The organism is Nocardiopsis sp. NPDC058631 (assembly GCF_042716955.1).
In the GTDB taxonomy this organism is placed as follows: Bacteria; Actinomycetota; Actinomycetes; order Streptosporangiales; family Streptosporangiaceae; genus Nocardiopsis.
In genome coordinates this window covers 1-14,249 of sequence record NZ_JBHXQY010000026.1, presented here as the reverse complement: position 1 = coordinate 14,249, position 14,249 = coordinate 1, and the positions used below count along the sequence as shown (strand labels likewise).

The 14,249-nt window shown below is 70.3% G+C and carries 19 protein-coding genes and 1 pseudogene; 10 read left to right on the top strand and 10 right to left on the bottom strand.

Annotated elements, in window-relative coordinates:
* Window positions 1–127: 127 nt before the first annotated feature.
* The 10 genes from ACFWTE_RS11505 to ACFWTE_RS11460 all read right to left on the bottom strand — a co-directional run bounded on the left by ACFWTE_RS11505 (window position 128) and on the right by ACFWTE_RS11460 (window position 9,075).
* Window positions 128–625, bottom strand: a complete 498-nt coding sequence (locus ACFWTE_RS11505; RefSeq protein WP_378779253.1) for a hypothetical protein — start codon at window positions 623–625, stop codon at window positions 128–130.
* 138 nt (window positions 626–763) lie between these two features.
* Window positions 764–901: a hypothetical protein gene (locus tag ACFWTE_RS11500; RefSeq protein WP_378779252.1), complete on the bottom strand. Its 138-nt coding sequence runs from the start codon at window positions 899–901 to the stop codon at window positions 764–766.
* Window positions 902–1,855: 954 nt separating this feature from the next.
* Window positions 1,856–2,008 carry a hypothetical protein gene (locus tag ACFWTE_RS11495; protein WP_378779251.1) on the bottom strand — a complete coding sequence of 51 codons (153 nt, stop codon included), beginning with the start codon at window positions 2,006–2,008 and terminating at the stop codon, window positions 1,856–1,858.
* 1,166 nt (window positions 2,009–3,174) lie between these two features.
* Window positions 3,175–3,333 carry a hypothetical protein gene (locus ACFWTE_RS11490; RefSeq protein ID WP_378779250.1) on the bottom strand — a complete coding sequence of 53 codons (159 nt, stop codon included), beginning with the start codon at window positions 3,331–3,333 and terminating at the stop codon, window positions 3,175–3,177.
* A 378-nt stretch (window positions 3,334–3,711) separates the two neighbouring features.
* Window positions 3,712–4,242: a GNAT family N-acetyltransferase gene (locus ACFWTE_RS11485; RefSeq protein WP_378779249.1), complete on the bottom strand. Its 531-nt coding sequence runs from the start codon at window positions 4,240–4,242 to the stop codon at window positions 3,712–3,714.
* 179 nt (window positions 4,243–4,421) lie between these two features.
* Window positions 4,422–5,819, bottom strand: a complete 1,398-nt coding sequence (locus tag ACFWTE_RS11480) for a replicative DNA helicase (protein ID WP_378779248.1) — start codon at window positions 5,817–5,819, stop codon at window positions 4,422–4,424.
* A gap of 150 nt (window positions 5,820–5,969) precedes the next feature.
* Window positions 5,970–6,956 (bottom strand): helix-turn-helix domain-containing protein, encoded by a 987-nt coding sequence (locus tag ACFWTE_RS11475; RefSeq protein WP_378779247.1) that lies wholly within the window; start codon window positions 6,954–6,956, stop codon window positions 5,970–5,972.
* A gap of 280 nt (window positions 6,957–7,236) precedes the next feature.
* Window positions 7,237–7,464 carry a hypothetical protein gene (locus ACFWTE_RS11470; RefSeq protein WP_378779246.1) on the bottom strand — a complete coding sequence of 76 codons (228 nt, stop codon included), beginning with the start codon at window positions 7,462–7,464 and terminating at the stop codon, window positions 7,237–7,239.
* A 2-nt stretch (window positions 7,465–7,466) separates the two neighbouring features.
* The gene (locus ACFWTE_RS11465) at window positions 7,467–8,303 is read right to left on the bottom strand and encodes a phosphoribosylaminoimidazolesuccinocarboxamide synthase (protein WP_378779245.1); all 837 of its coding nucleotides are present in this window, start codon (window positions 8,301–8,303) and stop codon (window positions 7,467–7,469) included.
* Window positions 8,304–8,310: 7 nt separating this feature from the next.
* Window positions 8,311–9,075 (bottom strand): GntR family transcriptional regulator, encoded by a 765-nt coding sequence (locus tag ACFWTE_RS11460; RefSeq protein WP_378779244.1) that lies wholly within the window; start codon window positions 9,073–9,075, stop codon window positions 8,311–8,313.
* Between the two features lie 207 nt (window positions 9,076–9,282).
* Here ACFWTE_RS11460 and ACFWTE_RS11455 point away from each other — a divergent pair, with 207 nt between their 5' ends.
* The 10 genes and pseudogenes from ACFWTE_RS11455 to ACFWTE_RS11410 form a co-directional block, all read left to right on the top strand.
* A complete protein-coding gene (locus ACFWTE_RS11455; RefSeq protein WP_378779243.1) occupies window positions 9,283–9,873 on the top strand; it encodes a hypothetical protein in 591 nt (196 codons plus the stop codon).
* Window positions 9,874–9,908: 35 nt separating this feature from the next.
* Entirely contained in the window at window positions 9,909–10,277 is a 369-nt protein-coding gene (locus tag ACFWTE_RS11450) for a hypothetical protein (protein ID WP_378779242.1), read from the top strand.
* 92 nt (window positions 10,278–10,369) lie between these two features.
* On the top strand, window positions 10,370–10,540 hold the full coding sequence (locus tag ACFWTE_RS11445; RefSeq protein WP_378779241.1) for a hypothetical protein: 171 nt from the start codon (window positions 10,370–10,372) through the stop codon (window positions 10,538–10,540).
* Window positions 10,541–10,637: 97 nt separating this feature from the next.
* Entirely contained in the window at window positions 10,638–10,988 is a 351-nt protein-coding gene (locus tag ACFWTE_RS11440; RefSeq protein ID WP_378779240.1) for a hypothetical protein, read from the top strand.
* The gene (locus ACFWTE_RS11435; protein WP_378779239.1) at window positions 10,985–11,110 is read left to right on the top strand and encodes a hypothetical protein; all 126 of its coding nucleotides are present in this window, start codon (window positions 10,985–10,987) and stop codon (window positions 11,108–11,110) included. Before ACFWTE_RS11440 ends, ACFWTE_RS11435 begins: the two co-directional genes overlap by 4 nt.
* A complete protein-coding gene (locus ACFWTE_RS11430; RefSeq protein WP_378779238.1) occupies window positions 11,107–11,262 on the top strand; it encodes a hypothetical protein in 156 nt (51 codons plus the stop codon). Before ACFWTE_RS11435 ends, ACFWTE_RS11430 begins: the two co-directional genes overlap by 4 nt.
* Window positions 11,262–12,704: a hypothetical protein gene (locus ACFWTE_RS11425; protein WP_378779237.1), complete on the top strand. Its 1,443-nt coding sequence runs from the start codon at window positions 11,262–11,264 to the stop codon at window positions 12,702–12,704. Before ACFWTE_RS11430 ends, ACFWTE_RS11425 begins: the two co-directional genes overlap by 1 nt.
* A gap of 218 nt (window positions 12,705–12,922) precedes the next feature.
* Window positions 12,923–13,252: a hypothetical protein gene (locus tag ACFWTE_RS11420; RefSeq protein WP_378779236.1), complete on the top strand. Its 330-nt coding sequence runs from the start codon at window positions 12,923–12,925 to the stop codon at window positions 13,250–13,252.
* Entirely contained in the window at window positions 13,249–13,437 is a 189-nt protein-coding gene (locus ACFWTE_RS11415; RefSeq protein WP_378779235.1) for a hypothetical protein, read from the top strand. The genes ACFWTE_RS11420 and ACFWTE_RS11415 overlap by 4 nt, the downstream gene beginning before the upstream one ends.
* 11 nt (window positions 13,438–13,448) lie before the next feature.
* Window positions 13,449–14,249: pseudogene (locus ACFWTE_RS11410) on the top strand (hypothetical protein); the annotation flags it as partial.

The following is a 14,249-nucleotide window of genomic DNA, read 5'->3' as shown; positions in this document are numbered from 1 at the left end:
AGGACGCCCCGCAGGGCAGGGCCGCCCCACCTGGGCGAAGACCCCCGCCAGGAGCACAGCAGAGCAAGACGGCCCGGCAGGGGAGGAGCGAAAGGCAAGGGTGCGCGGGCGAGGAACCGCCAGCCCCTCAGGAGCCCGGCCCCTCCTCCTTCCACGGCAGCGGCGGACGACGCTTGTCCGACCCCGCCCCCCGCCCGGGCCGGCTGTTCCACATCAACAGCAGGTCCCGCGCGAAGAACTGCGCCCGTGGATACCACCGCCGGCCGTCCACCGTGTCGGGCAGCGTGTCCGGCCGGTCGTCCTTGATCTGCGACACGCTGCGCCCGTCCACACCGATCAGCTTCGCGAACCCGCCCAGCGTCACCTCCCGGTCCAAGTCCTCCGCAGCCAGCTCCACCGGATCAGGCCGGCGCGGCCGGAACGGCTCCAGCTTGACCGGGTCGTACAGGGCACTGCCCCCGCCCCCGCCCTTGGCACTCACCCCCCGCCGCGGCTGCTCCGGCGCCGGGAAGTCCGCATAGATCCGCGGCATCACATGCACCGCGTAGCCGTGGCTGTACCCCACCAGCGCCGCCCACTCCTTCAACGTCACCCACTCCTCCGCGGGACTCTCCTGCTCGACCACTACACCTGTCTCCTCGCATATCGACCGACCCGTACGGGCCGCACATCCAACCACGACACACCCACACCAGTTGCGTGTGATACCTGCGCTCTCACCCTTCTTGGGGGGCGGGGGCGCGGGTCCGGCGGTGGGTGGGGCTCAGTTGCTCCCGCTCTTGCGGCGGCGCAGCGGCTTGCCATCGCGGAAGTTCCGCGAGTTCTCCTGGATGCCCCGGCGGAGCTTCGTGGTCTCCTTCTGGATCTCCTTGCGGAGCTTCTTCGCGTCCTTGTCGGCCATGGCGGGTTCCTCCTCGTGTGGTTCCTGCTGGGGCTGTTCTAGCTCCGGTCGGCGGGGCGGGGGCCCTGCGGACCCTGGGGGCGCGGCTTCGTGGGCGGGTCCATCACCATGGGTCTCACCTCCCTTCGGCGCTCTGTGGAGTTCTCAAGGAACGGTGGTCCTTGGCGGTGCTGGGGGGGTGGGGCACCCGCTGTAGCGGGTGCCCCGGTGGCGCTGGGGTGCTAGGTGGCGCTAGGTGGCGCTAGGTGGCGCTAGGTGGCGCTAGGTGGCGCTAGGTGGCGCTGGTCACCACTGGCCGCTACCGCCACAGGCGGTACAGGTGCGGCCACCGTCGGTGGTTCCCGCCCCCCGGCACTGGGGGCACTGACCGCCGAGCGGCTGGGTCTGGGTCGAGAGGTCCATGCGATTCCCTCACTGTAGATTTTACCCATTTCCCTGGTGGCGAAACCACCGGGGTTGAACTTTCCTGCGGATCGCCAGATCCCTGCGCGCACCCCACCCACCGCCGGACCCGCGCCCCCGCCCCCCAAGAAGCACCGACCCACAGCCCCAACAACACCAACCAACGCAAACACCGCAAACACACAAAAAAACTGAGGACGACCCAAAAAGGTCACCCTCAGCTATAACTTGCTCTCCGTCTTCCCCACCAGGAGTTGCTCCAGCCGGCACACCACCCGACCGCCGCACCCAGCTCCCCCCAGACCGGACCCGCCTCGGGGCGCCCGCTCGACCAAGCCCCCATCTGGCACCGCCGCGCAGGCCCTCGACCCGGACCCGCAGCCCACCCGCACAAACCCCCAGCTCCCCCCAGACCGAACCCACCACGGCCCACATCCAGGTCGCCACGCCGATGGCCCCACTCCAGTGATACCTGCGCTCTCACCCTTCTTGCGGGCGGGGCGCGGCTCCGGCGGGGGCCACCCACCGGCGGCCGGTGGCCCCCTGCGCCACTCAGTACAGCGGCGACCTGAGCGGGAGCACCCTGCCCGGCGTGAAGCCGAACGGGAAGGGGCTCGGCGGCTGGGGGGCGGCCGTCCCGCCCGGGCCCGGCTGGCCGTTCCCGGGGTTGTGGACGATGACCACGACGACGATCACGAGGTACATGCGCTGCCTCCTGGGCTCTCTGTGGAGTTCTCAAGCAACCGTGGTGCTGGGGGGGTGGGGCACCCGCCGTAGCGGGTGCCCCGGTGGCGCTGGGGTGCTAGGTGGTGCTGGTCACCACTGGCCGCTACCGCCACAGGCGGTGCAGGTGCGGCCACCGTCGGTGGTTCCCGCTCCCCGGCACTGGGGGCACTGACCGCCGAGCGGCTGGGTCTGGGTCGAGAGGTCCATGCGATTCCCTCACTGTAGATTTTACCCATTTCCCTGGTGGCGAAACCACCGGGGTTGAACTTTCCTGCGGATCGCCAGATCCCTGCGCGCTCACCAGCCCCCGCCGGAGCTGCGCCCCGCCCGCAAGAAGCCCTGACCCAGGCCACCCACACACCGCCACCAGCACAAACACCGCAAAAACACACAAAAAAACTGAGAACGACCCAAAAAGGTCACCCTCAGCTATAACTTGCTCTCCGTCTTCCCCACCAGGAGTTGCTCCAGCCGGCACACCACCCGACCGCCGCACCCAGACCGGGCCTCGCCCCCACCAACTCCCTCACACCGCGGACCGGCCAGCCCCTCGCCCCATCCCAAGCCAGACGCCACACCAGCGCACCACGGGCAAGATACCTGCGCTCTCACCCTTCTTGGGGGGCGGGGGCGCGGGTCCGGCGGTGGGTGGGGCACCGGGACGGTTCCCGGTGCCCCCGCGCTCACTTCTTCTTGGGGTAGGGGGTCTGGGTCGGGCGGGGGGTGTTGATCGTCCCGTCCTTGTCCGGCTCGCCGTCCTGGGAGTTGCGAAGGATGATCGTGGGGTTCATGTGGCCACTTCCTCTCGGTTCTGTGCGGGCGGGATGCCCGGCGGTGGGTGGGGCACCGGGACGGTTCCCGGTGCCCCCGCGCTCACTTGCCCTTGGGGTGGGTGATCGTGGTGTCCGGCCACGGGTGCTCTCCCTCACCGGCTGGCTCGGGCTCCTCCCCTCCGTTCCGGAGAACGGTGTTCAGTGGTGCTCCGCGCATTGGCGCTCACCTCCTCTCGGCTCTCTGTGGAGTTCTCAAGCAACGGTGGCGCTGGGGGGTGCGGGGCGGGGTGCCCGGCGGTGCGACACCCTCACCCCTCACTGTATGTTTTACCCTTTCTGGGTGATCGGCAAACCACCGAACCGAACTTCTTGCTACTGCACGGCCCTGGTCTGACCGACGCTCACCGGCTCGACCGCCACACACCGGGCCTTCTTGCTCTTGCCCGTGCACGATGCCGCACCCGTCGCGAGCACCACCGCGACCATGCCAGCCGCAACAGCGGCCTTGAAACGCTTGGACCTTGCCCTCATGGGGTGCCTCCCGGCTCTCTCCTGCGGATCGCCAGATCCCTGCGCACACCCCACCCACCGCCGGACCCGCGCCCCCGCCCCCCAAGAAGCACCGACCCGCACCCCCAACGGCCGCCACCAGCACAAACACCGCAACCACACGCGAAAAAGAACGAAAGCTCCCGAAAAGGAACTCTTGCCTATAACTTGCTATTTCTACTGTTACTGATCGCGGGTGACTGAAGGTCTCCCTCCGAACATCACCAGGACTCTCCGGTTCCGGGCCGACGAGGAAGACCGGTCCCCGAAGCCTTCTTCGGGGACCGGGACCTCCACCAAGAGGGCAGCCACGCCGAACGAGGCCCCGCGCCGGTACCGGTGCAAGGCCTCGTTCCTCTGTCAGCTGCCGGCGGCCCCCGGTTCAGCCGTGGCGCGCTGAAACAGGGCGCCGCTCCCCCTCCCGGGGAAGACGTCGGTGCGCAGGTGCTCGAAGCCGCGGTCGAGGTAGTACCGGTGCAGGGCCGGGTTGGTGCGCCAGCAGTCCAGGCGCAGCCACGCCTTGCCCCGGGCTGCGGCCCGGCCGAACGCCCAGTCCAGGAACCGGTCGCCCAGGCCAGTACCCCGGCGCGCGTCTCCGATCATGAACTTGTACAGGTACAGGGCGTTGTCGGGGTCGTCGTCCTGGGTCCAGAAGTCGAAGTCGGGGCCGGCCAGGGTCAGGATCGCGGCGACCTGGTCGTCGTGGTCGATGACCCAGGTGGTCCCGGAGGCGACCCCGGAACGGATGTCGTTGATGGCGCGGGCCGTGTTGTGCCACTGGTCGGAGCCGATGGAGCGCAGCCAGGAGGCAGCGGCGAGGCGGAGGTCGATGAGGGCCTGGACGTCGTCGTCAGTAGCGGGGCGGGGTCGGAGTCGGGTCTGCACGTTCACGGGGGCTCCTTCGCGTTGGCGGTGCCACTCAAGCACGACGCCGTTCGGGGCGGAGGAGGAATGGCGTGACGTCACGCGTGACCACCAGCGTGACGGTCACGCTCTTCCCGGAAGGGCCCCTGGCACGGCGGCGGCCCCGCACCGTGCGCAGGTGCGGGGCCGCGGTTCGCGGGCGAGGTCTACACCCCGGGTGCCATGTCCACGAAGCGGCTGTAGTGCCCCTGGAACGCCACGGTCACGTCGGTCATGGGCCCGTTGCGGCTCTTGCCCACGATCAGGTCCGCCTCCCCCGACCTCGGGGAGTCCTTGTCGTAGACGTCCTCGCGGTGGATGAGGAGCACGACGTTCGCGTCCTGCTCGACGGCGCCGCTCTCGCGCAGCTCGTGCACGTTCGGGCGCTTGTCCTCCCGCTTCGCCGAGTCCCTGTTGAGCTGGCACAGCACAATGATGGGGATCTCCAGCTGCTGGGCCAGGACCTTCAGGCCCCGGGTCATCAGGGCGACCTCACGCTCGCGGCTGTCGGCCGACTTGGAGTCCGGGTCCTGCAGGAGCTGGAGGTAGTCGACGACGGCGATCTTGAGCCCCTTGCGGGCCTGACGGCGGATCTCGGCCTTGACCTGAGGGAACGTGATCGCCGGGTTGTGGGAGATGACCAGCGGCCAGGAGGCGATCTCCTCACGGTGGGCGGCCAGCCGCGCCCAGTCCGCCTCCGTCAGCAGCTTGTTGCGGATGGTGAAGAACGGCACGGACGTCTGCGCGGACAGGATGCGGTGACCGATCTCCTTGCGGTTCATCTCCAGCGACACGAACAGGGCCTTGTGGCCGTTCCTGGCCGCGTGCGTGGCCACGTTCAACCCCAGGGTGGTCTTGCCGACGCCGGGGCGGGCCGCGACAACGACCAGCTCGCCGGGGTGGAACCCGTTCAGGAGGGCGTCCAGGTCGGCGTAGCCGGTGGGGACCCCCATCGGGTCCTCGTCGGAGGACAGGTCGTCGATCAGGTCAGTCATGATGTCGTCGCCGAAGTGCTCGACGCCGTCGGCCGAGGCCGTGTCGGTGGCATGCACCTGCCCCCACTGGGCGTCGGCCTCCTCGACCAGGGCCATCATGTCGCCCTTGCCGGTCCGCGCGATCTGGCCGATCGAGATCGAGGTCTGGTACATGCGCCGGCGCATGGAGGCGTCCGTGACCATCTTCGCGAAGTAGGTCGCGTTCGCGTGCGTGAGCCCCTGCTCCTGGAGGTGAAGCAGGTAGGGGGCGCCCTGGACGCGGTTGAGGTCTCCTGCGGTGCGCAGCTCCGCGGTCAAGGTGGGAAGCTCGATGGGCAGGCCCCGGTCAGCCATGGCCGCCAGGCGCTCCCAGATGATGCGGTTGGCGGGCCGGTAGAAGTCCGCCGGGCGGACGATCTCGGCGGCCTGGTGGAACGCGGCGACGTTCGCGGCGGCGGCACCAGCGGCGAGCAGGCACCCGATCAGGGACATCTCGCTGGCGACGTCGGACAGGACCGCGTCGGTCTCCACGCTGTCGAACACGAACGCCTGGCGGTCGGAGTCGAGGCCGCTGTTGAGCTGGTCGGTCATACTGGAATCTCCATCTCGTTCACGGGGTGGTGGGGCCGGACCCAGGGTTGGTAGCTCGGGGGTCCGGCCCCGATTTCGTTGTGCAGGACGTAGCCGAAGTCACCGCCGCTGCGGGTACAGGTTGATCGGCAGGGTCGCCACGTCGGACGCCTACACGGCGGCCAGGACCGCGATCCTGGGGTGGCGGGCCAGGTCCGGTCGCAGGGTCGCCGCGTCGGGACCGAGCGAGGTGTACAGATCGATCACGGCCTGAGCGGTATCTCCGACGACCGCGAGGTCGGCCCGGCAGGACCCGCAGGGGACCGGGCTCGGGACGTGCAGCGCACACCGGGCGGCCCGCCCGGAACCCCCTGTGCGGGCCTGGGGTGCACTCTGGCGGCGCAGCAGCCACAGGCGGTGGTCGAGGTCGCCCTTCTGGGCCATGCGGCGGATCAGGCCTCCCAGGGACTTCTTGGCCTCCGGGCGCAGGATCTCCACGAGCGCGGCGGCTTCCTCGCGGGTCGCGTCGGTGGCTTCCACGACCAGGTCGATGGGGAGCACACCCCACCGTTCGGTTCCAGCCGAAGGCGTCCCCTCCTCCTCTTCAGCGGAGGCCACCGGGGACGGTGTGGTGCTAGCAGCCCCTGAGGAGGATGAACCTGATGGTTCATCTGATGGATTAGGGGTCAGATTGACCTGTCCCTTTGGCGAGGTCAGATTGACCCCGGGTCCGGGGTCAATCTGACCTATCCGCAGTTCAGACCCCAGATCAGATTGACCTGTCCGCAGGTCAGAGGGGGTCTGGGGTTCGGCCGACTCGGTGAACCCCAGCTCCTCGATGACGTTGTCGTCGTACTCGCGGGGGGCACGCTTCATGGCCGCTAGGCGGTCGAGGTTGATGCGGGTGATGTTCGAGGTGGACCGACCGGTGCGTGGGTCGACACGGCGCTTAGTCGCGAGGAGCCCGCGGTCCTGGAGTTCTCTCCGGACCCGCTTGACGGTGCTCTCGGAGGCCCCGGTGTCATCGCTGACGCGGGGGACGCCTGCCCAGACGTAGCCGTGGGCGTCGGTGTAGTTGCAGTAGGCGAGGAGAACGGCCTTCTCGCTGTGGTTGAGGCCTTCGGCGTCGAAGACCATCTGCATGTGCAGGATGCTCATGGGTGCTTTCCAGGCAGCCCTTGCACGGCAGTAGCGGCGCTCGTCACCCCGATTGGGGGTACCCCGGGCTCAACTTTTGCCTTAATTCGGCTACAGTGGGCCATGCATTCATGTGGGGTGAGCATTGCTAACTGTCGTATCTGGACAGCCAGCTCATCGACTTCGACTTAGGCCCGGGATTAGGCCCCCGGGCCTTCGTCATGTCTGGGGTCAGTCGGTGGTCTTGAGGTGGTCTGAGACTACAGGGGCGCGAACGTCGGGGACGCTGTGAAGTCTGTGATCAGGTCCGCCTGGCGCGAGCCTCGTCACTGTCTTCCCATGTGCGGTTGATGGCACCCTTGAGCGCTTCCACCTGGTCCACCACGGGCTCGATTCCAAAGGAGCGGAGGAGCAGCATCGCTGCGTGTTCCGGTTTCGGGTCGTCCTGTGCGAATGGCTGAAGGCCCTCGCGCTCCAGGAGCTCCCGCACCTGCTGGACCAGCTTGTTGCGGTCGTAGCTCTGATACATGCTCACGCCTCCCAGCGCTTCCCAGTGATCCGCTCGTAGACCTCGATGTACCGGGCCCGGGTCGCCTCCACGATCTCGTCCGGGATCTCGGGTCCGGGCGGGGTGCGGTCCCAGTCGGTGACGGTGCTCGACCAGTCCCGAACGAACTGCTTGTCGAACGCATGCTGGGGCCTGCCCGGCTGCCAGTCATCCGCAGGCCAGAACCTCGAGGAATCGGAGGTCAGCACCTCGTCAGCGAGTACGAGGGTGCCGTCCGCCGCTCGGCCGAACTCCAGCTTGGTGTCGGCGATGATGATGCCGCGCTCAGCCGCGATCTCGGCGCCCCGCTTGTACACGTCCAGGGTCACCGTGCGAAGACGATCGGCGGTCTCCTGACCGATCTCCTCGACCACGTCCGCGAAGGTGATGAACTCGTCGTGGCCCTCGGCCGCCTTGGTCGTGGGAGTGAAGATGGGCTCCGGAAGCTTGGACGCCTCCACCAGACCGTCGGGAAGCGCGATGCCTGACACCGTGCCCTGCTTCTCGTACTCCTTGAGCCCGAGACCCGCGAGGTAACCGCGGGCGATCCACTCCACCGGCAGCATGGTGAGTTTCTGGCATCGAATGGCCCGCCCGGCCCACTCCGCAGGCACGTCAGTGGCGGAGATGATGTGGTTGGGCGCCACGTCAGCCAGCTGCTCGAACCACCATAGTGAGAGCTGGGTCAGAACCTTGCCCTTGTCAGGGATGGGGGTGGGCAGCACGACGTCGTAGACACTCACGCGGTCCGAGGCCACCAGGATGAGGTCGTCACCGTCGGCGTAGACGTCGCGCACTTTTCCCGAGTGCAGCAGTTCCATGTCGCTCCTACCTGGAGATTTCGTAGTTGTAGGTAGTCCAACGTCGGGCGACCGAGACGGACTGGCCGAACTCGATCACGTCACCCTCGGAGCTGAACACCCAGTTCTGCTTGCGCAGGACCGGGGATCCCAGCGGGATTCCGAGCGCTGCGGAGTCCTCTTCTGAAGCGATGTCGGCGCGAAGCTGGTCCTTGCCGACAGCAGGAACGAGCCCCGCCTGCTCCTCGACGTACTTCGGAGTGCCTTGGGGCAGCCGCCTCGCCTCCAACAGCAGTGGGGCCGTGCCAGCCAAGTCACCACTGAACCAAGACGTGCTCGCCGAGGACGGTACGTCGTCCCGAAGGGTGACCCGTTGGCGCCGAATGACGTTCGTCCCGGCCGGAAGGCCGAGGGCGTCCGCGACGTCCTCGGGTGCCGGTACCAGTTCGGCCGCGCGGATCTCGGCGCGCTCATTTGCTGCGTAGATCCGGCCCTCCATGCTGCGGACCACGCGGTCCTTCGCGCTGGCTGCCGCCTGCTCGCGGGTGACGATTGTGCCCACTCCGGGTTCGCTGCGTACCAGCCCTTCAGCCTTCAGAGTGCTGACGACCTTGGTCGCCGTGGCCAAGGAGATGTTCCACTTGGCGACGATCTTGCGAACCGAGTCGATCCTCTGTCCATCCTGCAGAACACCGGATTCGATCTCGGCCTTGATGTGCTTCACGACCTGCAGGTAGGGCGGGTCGGTGCGCTGAACCTGAGGGGACACGTGCGGCTCCTTCGTGGTGAACAAGGTCAGTGTACTAGTACGCGTATATAGCCCGGTATGCGGGCTGCGACTCCGCAGCCTGCCAACTCGTGCTCACGACTTATTGTTCCATGTGTACTAGAACACTAAACGATCGCGTGCTATAACAGTCACATGGCCGCAGGCCTTAGCCCGGGAGTGGACTCCGGTGAGCAGGGGTGATCCCTGACCGCCATCAGAGAGGAGCACGCGATGTCGCAGCTGTCGATCGCCCAGGTCGCCACGGAGGCCGGCACCACCCGCGCCGCAGTGATCCGCGTGCTCACCCACGGCGGCACCACCGAGACCGACTGGCACATCGCCCGCACGATCGAGCGCCTGGGCGGCCGCCGCGCCAGCGAGCTGGTGTTCATGGCGGGCCGCGACCAGATGATCGCCCAGGTCTGGGGCGACTCCGGAGAGACCGCCCAGACCCCCGCCCCCACGAACCCCAAGGCCGCCCACGACCCCGACATGCGGATCTACCCCGAGGCCACCGCCCCCGACGCCCCCGCCACGGTCGCTCCGCACCACCCGAACGACACCCCCGAGGACCAGGGCGCGCAGGACGCCGAGACCCGCGATGAGCAGCACAAGGTCCGCGTCTGGGCCGCCGCAGCGGGCCTCATTGCGGCCCCCAGGGACAAGGCCAAGGCCACCGCAAAGCGCGTCGACAGCCTCGTCGCGCGGTGGACCACCCCCGACGACGTCCGCGAGGGCCTGACCCGCCTGCTGTGCCGGGCCGCCGAGCGCGGCCGGGCCCACGCCCAGTACCTGCTCGCCACCTATGTCATCGCCGCCTGACCAGCACACACGCGCACACAAGGAAGAGGACTGACATGCACAACCCCGATGGCTTCACCCGGATCGTGAGCTTCGACAGGTTCGGGTTGGAGACCGACGTCGAGCCGCTGACCGTGCACGCCAGCGACCAGCTGGACTTCACCGCCCAGATCGCGGTCTACGCCCAGCATCACCTGGCGCCGACCACGACCGTGCAGGTCGAGGCGCACCCCGACGCGGCCGAGGGGACCCTGCACGCCCAGGTCGTGGGCAAGCACGCCTTCACCCTGGGTCCGCGGCTGGGTCAGATCACGGTGTCCCTGCCCCAGGACGACGTCCCGCTGATGTTCCTTGAGGAGCAGATCTCCAAGCTCCAGTCCCGCCGCGCCCGGGTGCTGGAGGAGAGGACCGGGGTGCCCTTCTAGCCCGGCCGGTGCCTGTGGTCCACCCCTCCCGTCCTGGGGGGTGGGCCGCAGGGGCCGCCCGGTCCGCACCACCCACACGAAGGAGCGCACCCGTGGCCAGCTGGATCAAGAACTCCGCCATCGGCAATGGCGACCCGGAGCGAGTCGCGGAGGCGCTCGCCGCCGCGGCCGAGGCCGGCGCCGAGCACGGCGACTTCGTCTTCGGGGGTGGCGTCGTGATCGAGAACGGGGTCGTGATCGACCCCGGCACCCCGCGCCGGTGACCTGACCACCCACGACACGAAGCGAGCCCCGCCGGGATTACGGCCCGGCGGGGCTCTCGCACACCTGCATACCGACCTTGAACAGGAAGAGGCACCGATGTACGAGAACGAGCGTACCCGCCAGCGCCAGATCGCCACCCGCGACTGCCCCACCTGCACCTGGCAGATCGTCACCGACTCCGCCGACCTGGCGCAGGTCGAGGCGGCCACCCACCGCGTCGCAGCCCACACCACCCCGCTGGAGCGGGCCCGGATCGGAGCCCTGGTCGAGGGCTACCAGCGCTGGCTCGGAGAGCTGCCCGCCCGGCTGCTGCTCCTGGCCGTGTGGGAGGTCCTGGACACCCCCACCGCGCCGGTGCTGGAGCTGGTGCCCGTGGACGTCGACGGCACCTGGCCCACCGACACCGTCGAGGCCGACCTCGTCGCGGAGCGGGGGACGGCCGCATGAGCGCCCTGATCCGCCGCCTGGCCCGGATCGGCCACGCCCCCCGCTGCTGCGGCGCCCAGCCCATGGACTGGGACGTCTTCCGCGGCGCCTACGTGTGCTGGACCTGCGGGAAGACCCGATGACCGCCGTGCTGATGCTGGCCGCTGCGGCCCTGCTGTGCACCACGACCGCGGTGCTCCTGGCCGCCACCGGCCGCGACCTGATCCACACCGAACACCCCCTGCCCGTCCCCGAGCGCCGCGCGCGCCGGACCCCGAAGGAGGACACCCGCTGATGAAGAGGAAGAAGACCACCGAGCCCGGGGCGCCGACTGGCCACGACCCGGCGAAGGCCGTCGAGGCCTGGCGCCAGCTCAACAAGGCCACCGACGACCTGCACGGCGTCGACACCACCACGCTGCACGCCGACCCGGCCGCGAACCCGCGCACGCTGGACCAGCGCATCGCGGCCGCCGACACCGTCTCACGGGCGGTGCTGGCCGAACAGGCCGAGACCGCCGACGACAAGCTCGCCGCCGCCCGCCGCCAGCGCCGGTCCCGCGCCCAGCGCGGGGAGCGGGCGCTGTCCATGGCCGAGACCCGCGCGGACCGGGCCGCGGCCACACTGGAGGCGATCGACGCCTACGAGGAGGCCGACAACCCCGCCGCTTCCTCGCTGGCGCTGCACGAAGCGGACCCGCGCATCCGCCGGATGCTCATCGCGGTGTCCCTGGCCGGGTCGGCGGCCTCTGCGTTGGGCATCGGGGCCTGGGCCCGCACCGAGTGGGACCTGCCCGTTGCGGTCGGCGTCGGGGTCCTGGCCGAAGCGCTGTTGACCGTGCCGGTGATCCTGCTGCTGACGTTCCAGGGGCTGGTGCGCACCCACAACAAGGCCAACCTCGCAGCCTTGGGGTCCGACGCCCGCCGGGTGCTGGCCATCATGCTCGGCGCGATCGGGGTCCTGCTGGTGGTCTCGGTCGGCCTCAACACGGCGGGCATCGTCGCCGGTAAGACCGGGCTGCTGGGCGCGGTCGGGATCGTGGGCGCGGTCATCGCGTTGGGCGCCTCCGCGGCCTCCTGGGGGACCACGGCGGTCATCCGGTCGGTCATCAAGGCCAACACGGCCCAGTGGCGCACCCAGACGTGGTCGGACGAACGGTCGCGGCTGGAGGCCACCGCGTCGGGCGCGTTCATCCCCGACATCGAGGCGGGCGCGGCCGCGCCGGCCCCCGCCCCGGAGCCGGGGCGGGTCGAGGCCGACCCCGTCGACGCCGAGGCCGTTGAGGTCGAGCGGATCCGCCGGGTGCTGGCGGTGCTGGCCGAGGAGCGCATCACCGCGATGGCCACCCGTGGCACCGACGCCCTGGCGGTCATGCTCAACCCGCCCGCGCCCGCCACGGGTGCCACGGGCGCTGACCAGCAGGTGCCACAGCCCGCCACACCCGCCGCCACGGTGCCGCACGCCCCCGTGGCGGACCCCGTGGCGCACCCCGCACAGGAGGAAGAGGAGGAGGTGCTGGAGGGGCGGACCTGGCCCCGCCCGGCCACCCCGGAGCAGGGACGCCGCCAGCTCATCGACTACGCCCAGTGGCAGATCGGCCGGGGGCAGGAGCCCGGGATCCGTGACGCCGCCCGCCGGATGAACACGAGCGCCCGCTCGATCACCCGCTACAAGGAGGCGCTCGCTGAGGACGCCGCCTACGCGGAGCTGATGGCCGCGTTCCGCCAGCAGGCCTGACCCGCCCCGCCCTGTGGCACCCGTACTGACCTGCGGGTGCCACAGGAGCACCACCATCCGCCCCGGCGGGTGCGCACACCTTCCCCGACCCCGGCCGGGGCGGGTGTGCGCACCACTCCGGGGGCCGTGGCGCGCGAGGTGACACCACCCCTTTCCGGGGCGGTGAGCTGACGCGCGAGCGGCCCCGCACCCACCCACACCGAAGGAAGGAGAACACCGTGCCCTACATCCGCCACCGCCCCGAGGTCGGCTACGGCCGCCGCGAGGACACCCCCGAGGGGGAGGCGCTCATCTGGCGCGTGCAGTGCGCGTGCCACGCCACCGCCGAGGCCGCGCACTACCGGTACGCCGACGCGGTGGCCGCCACAGAGGAGCACCAGCTCCTGGTGGCGCCGCCTCCGCACAAGGCGTGCCGCGAACCCAGGAAGCACCGGGTGGCCTGGCACGACTGGTGCGGGCTGTGCGCCGACCAGCTGCCCCTGCCCGGGTTCGAGGACCTGATGGCCACCACCCCCACTCGCACCGACCTCACCAAGGAGTGCGCATGATCCGCGGTTGCCTGTCCCAGCTCATCCCCGTCTTCGTCATCGGCGCCCTGGTCATGTGGTTCTTCCGGGCACCGGAGTCGGTCGCCGGGCTGATCACCGGCGCGGTCGGCCTGGTCACCGGCGGCGCCGACGCGATCGGTCGCTTCGCCACGGCGCTCACCCCGACCCTGAACAGCCTTTTCTGAGAGGAGGGAACGTGACCACAACCGACACCGATGATGTTGAGATCCCCGCCGCGGAGCCGCTCCCCGACCTGGACGACCAGGAGCTCGCGGCCGCCGATCCCCCCGACCCCGAGCCGCAGCCCCTGGGCGAGGACGGTGTCCAGGACCAGGGTGCGCAGGAGGGCGAGGGTCCGCCCCCGCTGCCCCCGCTCCTGGAGCTGGGCGCCTCGAACCTGGCCACGGCGTCCGGGCTCGCCTACGGGGCCGCCGGTCCGGCCGGGCTGCTGGCCGTGGGCGCGGTGGCCACGGTGGGCGCGGTCGCCTACATGGCGCGCGGCGCCCGCCGCAGGGCCGAACGCCGCGGGGGCCCGGCCGGTGCCGGGCGTGCGGGCGGCCGGGCGGGCCGGTTCCGGTCGCTGCTGGGTGGCGGCCCCGGCCGAAGCCTCGGGGCCGGCGGGTCCGGTGGCGGTCGAGGAATCAGCGGCCGCGGCCGGGGAGGAGGCGGCGCTGGTCTTGGGGGGCGGGGCCGGGGGCGTCTGGGCGGTGCCGGGTCCGGCCCTCTGGGCCGCCTGGGGTCCTCCCCGGCCGCGGCGGGCGCCCTGGGCCGTGCTTCGCGCGGTGCGGGGGGCCGCTCCGGCGGCCTGCTGGGTGCCGGTTCCGGGGCCCGGGGCGGGACGCGGGGCGGCTGGGGCGGTTCCGGTCTGTCCGGTGCGGGCCGCTCCCGCTCCGGCGGCGCCGGGGCCGGGTTCGGCCGCAGCCGCGGCTCGACCGGGGGCGGGCTGTTCGGCGGCGGGGGCCGGTCCTCGTTCGGGTCGGGCCACCGCGCAGGACGC